The sequence below is a fragment of the Ornithinimicrobium sp. genome, assembly GCF_030537745.1.
GTDB lineage: Bacteria > Actinomycetota > Actinomycetes > Actinomycetales > Dermatophilaceae > Ornithinicoccus.
Window position 1 is genome coordinate 1 of sequence record NZ_JAUNVI010000101.1, and the last position, 6606, is coordinate 6606.

At 68.3% G+C, this 6606-nt stretch carries 5 protein-coding genes and 1 pseudogene; 3 read left to right on the plus strand and 3 right to left on the minus strand.

Translation table 11 applies throughout. The features are described from left to right. The 3 genes and pseudogenes from Q4P07_RS13735 to Q4P07_RS13745 all read left to right on the plus strand — a co-directional run. Positions 1 to 507 (plus strand): annotated as a pseudogene (locus Q4P07_RS13735) (hypothetical protein); the annotation flags it as partial. 143 nt (positions 508 to 650) lie between these two features. After that, positions 651 to 2480, plus strand: coding sequence for a dynamin family protein (locus Q4P07_RS13740; RefSeq protein ID WP_303375484.1), 1830 nt, complete (start codon positions 651 to 653; stop codon positions 2478 to 2480). Further along, positions 2480 to 3958, plus strand: coding sequence for a dynamin family protein (locus Q4P07_RS13745; protein WP_303375485.1), 1479 nt, complete (start codon positions 2480 to 2482; stop codon positions 3956 to 3958). Before Q4P07_RS13740 ends, Q4P07_RS13745 begins: the two co-directional genes overlap by 1 nt. Here the strand turns inward: Q4P07_RS13745 and Q4P07_RS13750 are convergent. From Q4P07_RS13750 to Q4P07_RS13760, 3 genes are all read right to left on the minus strand, one after another. Continuing rightward, positions 3885 to 4370 (minus strand): hypothetical protein, encoded by a 486-nt coding sequence (locus Q4P07_RS13750; RefSeq protein ID WP_303375486.1) that lies wholly within the window; start codon positions 4368 to 4370, stop codon positions 3885 to 3887. The genes Q4P07_RS13745 and Q4P07_RS13750 overlap by 74 nt on opposite strands. Positions 4371 to 4615: 245 nt before the next feature. Continuing rightward, the gene (meaB, locus tag Q4P07_RS13755) at positions 4616 to 5581 is read right to left on the minus strand and encodes a methylmalonyl Co-A mutase-associated GTPase MeaB (RefSeq protein ID WP_303375487.1); all 966 of its coding nucleotides are present in this window, start codon (positions 5579 to 5581) and stop codon (positions 4616 to 4618) included. A gap of 75 nt (positions 5582 to 5656) precedes the next feature. Beyond that, on the minus strand, positions 5657 to 6606 hold a 950-nt coding region (locus Q4P07_RS13760; protein ID WP_303375488.1), incomplete at its 5' end, for an acetyl-CoA C-acyltransferase.

Here is a 6606-nt window from a genome sequence, read left to right on the forward strand (position 1 = left end):
TCCGACAACTCCGACAACTCGGTCGACAACTCTTGGACCGACAACTCGGAGACCGAGATCGAGGACTCCTACAACGACAGCTCGGTTGACCTGGCCTGGACGGACAACTCGACCAACGACTCGTACAACGACAACTCAGAGACGGACAACTCGGTCGCGGACTCGTTCAACGACAGCTCGGACAACTCCTACACGGACGCGTCCATGAACATGGACGTCGAGGTCGAGGATTCCTTCAACGACAACTCCTCCTCCTACACGGACAACTCCGCGAACCTGGAGGTCGAGATCGAGGACTCCTTCAACGACAACTCCACGACGGACAGCTCCTACACGGACGAGTCCTACACGGATTACTCCACCAACCTGGACGTCGAGGTGGAAGTGGAGGATTCCTTCAACGACAACTCGGACAACTCCTTCGATGACAACAACATCGCGGTCGACTCCATCGCCGCTCAGGACGTGTTGAACGACCTGACCGTGGAGGTGCCGATGGGCGGTTGATTCCCGCACTACATCGGCGTAGCAGCCGCGCACGGGCAGCGGCCCCGTCACCCCTCGAGGGTGGCGGGGCCGTTGCCCGTCACCCACCACTACCCCTGGCTGTGGGATCATGCCATTACAGCGCACTTCTTGGGGAGGAATCGGTGATCGAGCCGACCGCACTTATCGACCGTTGTGAGCAGATATGTCGGCGCCGCGAGCGGTCCGACCTGCTCGAACGGTTAGCGAGCACGCGCGATCGCTGGAACGCGACCGACATCCGGGTGCTCGTGGTCGGAGAGTTCAAGCAGGGCAAGAGCCAGCTCGTCAACGCGCTCGTCGGCGCCCCGGTCGGCCCCGTCCACGACGACATCGTCACCAGCGTCCCGCTGAGTGTCAGGTATGCGGACGCACCCAAAGGAGCGCTGCTCTGGTCGTCCTCGGCCGGCATCAGCGAAGAAGCGCCTCGCCGCGAGCCGGTCGAGATCTCCGCGTTGGCGGATCGCCTGTCGTCACTGGGGCGCGATCAGGAGGAGCCCTCCGCCGATGGCAGCCGCGTGATCGCGGGAGAAGCCGGACTGCCGCGACAGCTGCTCAAGGACGGGCTCACCCTTGTCGACACTCCAGGAATCGGGGGTCTGGGCACCGCGCACGGCGCCGCCACTCGCGCTGTGCTTCCCTCCGCGCACGCGGTGCTGGTCGTCACCGACGCCTCCCAGGAGCTCACCGCTCCAGAGGTGGACTTCATCCGGCAAGCGCTGGCAGCTTGCCCGCACGTCGCGCTCGTGCTTTCCAAAACGGACCTGCACGGGCAGTGGCGCAAGGTCATGGAGCTCAATGCCAAGCGCCTGGAGACGGCTGGCCTGTCGCTGCCCCAGTTGGCGGTGTCCTCACAGGTGCGACTGGCCGCGGCCCGCAGCCGGGACGCTGCGCTCAATGAGGAGTCCGGCTTCCCGCAGTTGGTGGCCTTCCTCCGCACCTCCGTGATGGCTCGCCGCGAGGAGCTGGCAGCACGATCGGTGCGCCATGACCTCGGCGCTACGCTCACCGCCCTGTCCAGGAGCCTCGACTCGGAGTTGCGGGTCCTGACCAGCCCCGAACATTTGCCCTCGGTGATCGCCGAGCTGACTGCCGCCAAGACGCAGGCCGAAGAGCTCAAGAAGCGCAGCAGCAAGTGGCAGCAGACGCTGAGCGATGGCGTCGCCGACCTCAACGCCGACCTCGACCATGACTTGCGCGACCGGATCAGGGTGGTACAGGCAGAGGCCGAGCGCATCATTGATGAAGGTGATCCAGGCCATGCCTGGCCGGAGTTCGTGCAGTGGCTTGAGGACGCGACGGCAGGTGCGCTCGCCGACACCTTCACCTGGGCCGAGCAGAATGCGCAGTGGCTCGCGGACAGGGTCGCCGAGCACTTCGAGGAGGGCAGCGCCCAGACGCGCCCAAGCATCAGGGTCGCCGATACCAGCAGCATCGGCGAACGGGTGCGGCCGATGGGCGACCTCGACACCACCACGCCTGGTCTCGGATCGAAGGTGATCCTTGGCATGAAGGGCTCCTACGGCGGGGTGCTGATGTTCGGCATTCTCACCAGCCTGGTCGGGTTGTCGCTGATCAACCCGATCTCTCTGGGGGCTGGAATCCTCCTGGGTGGTCGCGCCTTCAAAGAGGATGCTGAGAACCGGCTGGCGAGACGGCGCATGGAGGCCCGCTCCCTGGTGCGCAAGCATCATGACGACGTGATCTTTCAGACCGCGAAGATTCTGCGAGATCGGCTGCGCCAGGTCCAGCGACTCGTCCGGGACCACTTCGCCGAGGTAGCCGATGAACTCTCGCGAAGCATCGGGGAGTCCGTCAAGAACGCGCAGCTGGCCGCGACCTCGAACGAGCGGCAACGCTCTCTTCGTCTGGCCGCGCTCAAGGAGGACCGCGCCGCGGTCGCTGCCCTCCGCTCGGATGTGGAGAAACTGGGCCGTAGAGACGGTGGCGGGTAGTGACTGACGGCTCCAACATCATCACCTCGACCCGCGACCTCCTCGCCGAGGCTGCAGGGCTCTACGCCGACGACGAGAGCGCATCCGCGGGTCTCGCTCGCTTGCGGACCCGCTTGGAGGAGCCGCTGCGGGTGGCGCTCGCGGGCCGAATCAAGGCGGGCAAGTCGACCCTCCTCAACGCCATCGTTGGGGAGGAGCTGGCCCCGACCGACACCGGCGAGTGCACGCGCGTGGTCACGTGGTATCGCCACGGAGACATTCCCGGCGTCACCGTCGTGCTGCGTGACGGACGGCGGGAGCGGCGGCCGGTGCGACGGACCGGTGGCCGACTTCAGCTGGACACCGGCGGCCACCCGCTGGAGGACGTCGCCAGGATCGAGGTGACGTGGCCCAGCCCTGCGCTGGCCACCGCGACCGTGATCGACACCCCAGGGTTGGCGTCTCTCTCGGTGGAGATCAGTGAGCGCACGACCGACACCCTCACCCCGGGGGGCGGTGGGTCAGAGGTCGACGCTGTCCTCTACCTGATGCGACACCTGCACTCCAGCGACGCGGAGCTGATGGAAGCCTTCCGTGAGGCGACGGTCGGGGACGCGAGTCCCGTAGGGACACTGGCGGTGCTGTCCCGCGCCGATGAGATCGGTGGAGGACGCATCGAGGCCATGGTCTCCGCCTCGGAGGTCGCGGCTAGATATGGCCGGGACACGAGGGTCAGAGCCATGGCGCTGGACGTCATCCCGGTCGCGGGCCTGCTGGCCCAGGGCGCACGGACGCTGCGTCAGGTCGACTTTGACGCGCTGCGAGAGATCGCCCGCCTGCGTCCGGCCGAGCGTGAGGATCTCTTCATCTCTGCCGACCGCTTCGCGCACCTCGAGCTGGCTCACCTGACGGTCGCGACGCCACAGCTGCGCGCCGACCTGCTCGACCGCCTCGGCTTCTATGGGGTGCGCATGGGGGCGGCGCTGCTGCGCGGCCCGATCGTGGACGCGACTGCGCTGTCTCGCGAGTTGACGCGCAGAAGTGGGCTGAGCCGGCTGACGGACTCGCTCACCACGCAACTCGGGCACCGCGCTGACCTGCTCAAGACCAGGTCGGCGCTCGTCGGTCTTGAACAGGTGCTCGCCGCACACCCACGTGAGGAGGCAGCCGAGCTGGTCGAACGCGCTGAGGCGCTTCGTTCGGGTGACCACTCCGCGGTGGAACTGGAGTGGCTCGTGCGTCTTCGTCGGGGAGAGGCTCCCGGGCTCGACCCGGCGCTTCGCGATGAGGCAGAACGGCTTCTGGGCGCGGCCGGGCCGGGGCTGGCCCAGCGCCTGGCACACCCACCTGACGCAAGTCGGGATCAGCAGAGCACCGCGGCACTCTCCGCTCGCTCGACGTGGCGCCGGGTCGGCAGCGATCCGCTCAGCGAGCCGGCGGTGGCATCGCTGGCCCGGGCGGTGATCCGGACTCTGGACGGTGCCCTGATCGGTCTTTGACCTCCCTGATCCAGCGCCAGGAAGAGGGCAAGATTCCCACCATGGCCGCATACGTCGACGCGAGCGCCGCGCCCGCGAGCAGGAGGCGCGCCACTAGGCCAATCCCGCGGTCGCTGGTCAGCGGAACCGCGGTGAAGGAGAGGGTGATGAGCAGGACCATCCACGCGAGGACAGCTACAAGCCGCGCCGCCGCTCGTGGGCGCTGGATCCCTTTGCCCAGCCACACGGCTGCGATCGCGAGGATCGCCCAGACCAGCAGCCCCCCGAAGAGCACGATGTTGGTTGCCAGGTCGATGTCCGCGGCTGCGGCATCTGGCGCTTGAGACAGGACAAGCTCCCGCAGGCGGGCCTTCCCTTTTCCCAGCGCGAGGAAGACTAGCCCCAGCGCCAGCCCCAGTCCGAGGGCGACCATCCGCCACGCTTTCCCCGCCGACTGAAGCGACGTGGGAGGCTCGGGGGGCAGCAGGCGTGGTGGTGGCCCCCCGGCGCTGACCGGGGGGCGAGATGGCCTTGACGCGATGGACGGGCTCGCTGTCAAAGGTTGCGGTCTGCCGTCAGGCACTCCGGCTCTTGTCGCGTCGTTCGGCTCTTGCATCCGTTCCCCCTGTCGGTCGACGGTCCCTCGTTGGTGTGCGGCGCCCAGCCTACGCCGTGGTGTCAGGTCAGCACCTCGACGACCCGGTCGGCTGCGGCATAGGGGTCCAGCCGGCCCTCGAGGACCTCCCCCACCGCCTCGGCCAGCACGCCGTCACCGCTCAGCCCGCCCATCCGCGAGCGCAGCTGAGCCAGCGCGATCGCCTCGACCTCCCTGGTCGCGCGCACTCGCCGCCGACGGGTCAGTTCGCCACGCTCGCTCATCCAGACCCAGTGCTTGTCGATGGCCTCGATCACCTCGTCCCCACCCTGATTCTGGTCGGCGATCGTCTTGATGACCGGGGGACGCCACAGACCTGGCTCCGTCCGGTCACCGAGGGAGATCATGTGCCGGATCTCGCGCGCGGTGGCGTCGGCGCCATCCCGGTCGGCCTTGTTGACGACGAAGATGTCGCCGACCTCAAGGATGCCTGCCTTGGCCGCCTGCACTCCGTCGCCCATGCCGGGAGCCAGCAGGACGATCGTCGTGTCGGCCAATCCGGCGACCTCGACCTCGCTCTGCCCGACTCCGACCGTCTCGACCAGGATGACGTCGCAGCCGGCCGCTTCCATGACCCGCAGGGCCTGCGGCGTGGCCCAGGCCAGACCACCAAGGTGGCCGCGCGAGGCCATCGAGCGGATGTAGACGCCGTCGTCCAGCACATGGTCGGAGAGCCGGATCCGGTCGCCGAGGAGAGCGCCTCCGGAGAACGGGCTGGACGGGTCCACGGCGAGCACCCCGACGCGCAGGCCCCGTCGGCGCAGTCCAGTGACGAGCATGCTGGTGCTCGTGGACTTGCCGACCCCGGGGCTGCCGGTCAGCCCGATGATGTGCGCTGACCCGGTGAGTGGTGCCAGCGTCGCCATCACCTCCCGCAGCGCCGGGTCGGCGTTCTCCACGAGGGTGATGAGCCGGCCCAGCGCCCGCGGACTACCCGCCCGGGCCTTTTCGACCAGGGCGGGGACGTCGATCTCGCGGCGGGCACGCATGGGGTTCAGAGTGGCAGAGGTATGTCGTGCGCCGGCCAGCGGGTGCGCGCCATACCTCGCCCTGGAGTCTGGCCCTCAGGCCTGAGGTGCCGGGACCCGGACGATGAGCGCATCACCCTGACCGCCGCCACCGCACAGCGCAGCGGCTCCCACACCTCCGCCGCGACGCTGCAGCTCCAGCGCCATCGTCAGCACGAGGCGAGCGCCCGACATCCCGATCGGGTGGCCCAACGCGATCGCGCCACCGTGGACGTTGACCCGCTCAGGGTCCAGGCCGAGCTCCTTGGTGGAAGCCAGACCGACCGCCGCGAACGCCTCGTTGATCTCGACGAGGTCCAGATCGGCCGGCTCGATGCCGTCCTTCTTGCAGGCGGCCAGGATGGCGTTGGCCGGCTGGCTCTGCAGCGAGGAGTCGGGGCCGGCGACCATGCCGTGCGCCCCGATCTCGGCCAGCCAGGTCAGACCCAGCTCCTGCGCCTTGGCCTTGCTCATCACGACGACCGCGGCGGCCCCGTCGGAGATCTGCGAGGCCGAGCCGGCCGTGATCGTGCCGTCGGCGGAGAAGGCGGGTCGCAGCCTGCCCAGGCTCTCGGTCGTGGTGTCGGCGCGGATGCCCTCGTCGGTCTTGAAGCTGATCGGCTCGCCCTTGCGCTGCGGGATCTGGACGGCGACGACCTCGTCGTCAAAGAGCCCCTTCTCCCAGGCTGCGGCGGCACGCTGGTGGCTGCTGGCCGAGAAGGCGTCCTGCTCTTGTCGGGTGAACGCGTGCTGGCTGTCAGCGTCGTTGGCGTCCTCGGTGAGGTTGCCCATCGCCTGGTCGGTGAAGACATCCCACAGCCCGTCGTAGGCCATGTGGTCACGGACCGTGACATCGCCGTACTTGTAGCCGCTGCGCGACTTCTCCAGCAGGTGCGGCGCGTTGCTCATCGACTCCTGCCCCCCGGCGACGACGACCTCGACCTCGCCTGCGCGGATCAGCTGGTCGGCGAGCGCGATCGCGTCCAGGCCGGAGAGGCAGACCTTGT

Coding starts and splice junctions, on each gene's coding strand:
- Q4P07_RS13750 (WP_303375486.1), bottom strand. CDS start 4,370: ATGGTCGCCCTCGGACTGGGGCTGGCGCTGGGGCTAGTCTTCCTCGCG.
- meaB (WP_303375487.1), bottom strand. CDS start 5,581: ATGCGTGCCCGCCGCGAGATCGACGTCCCCGCCCTGGTCGAAAAGGCC.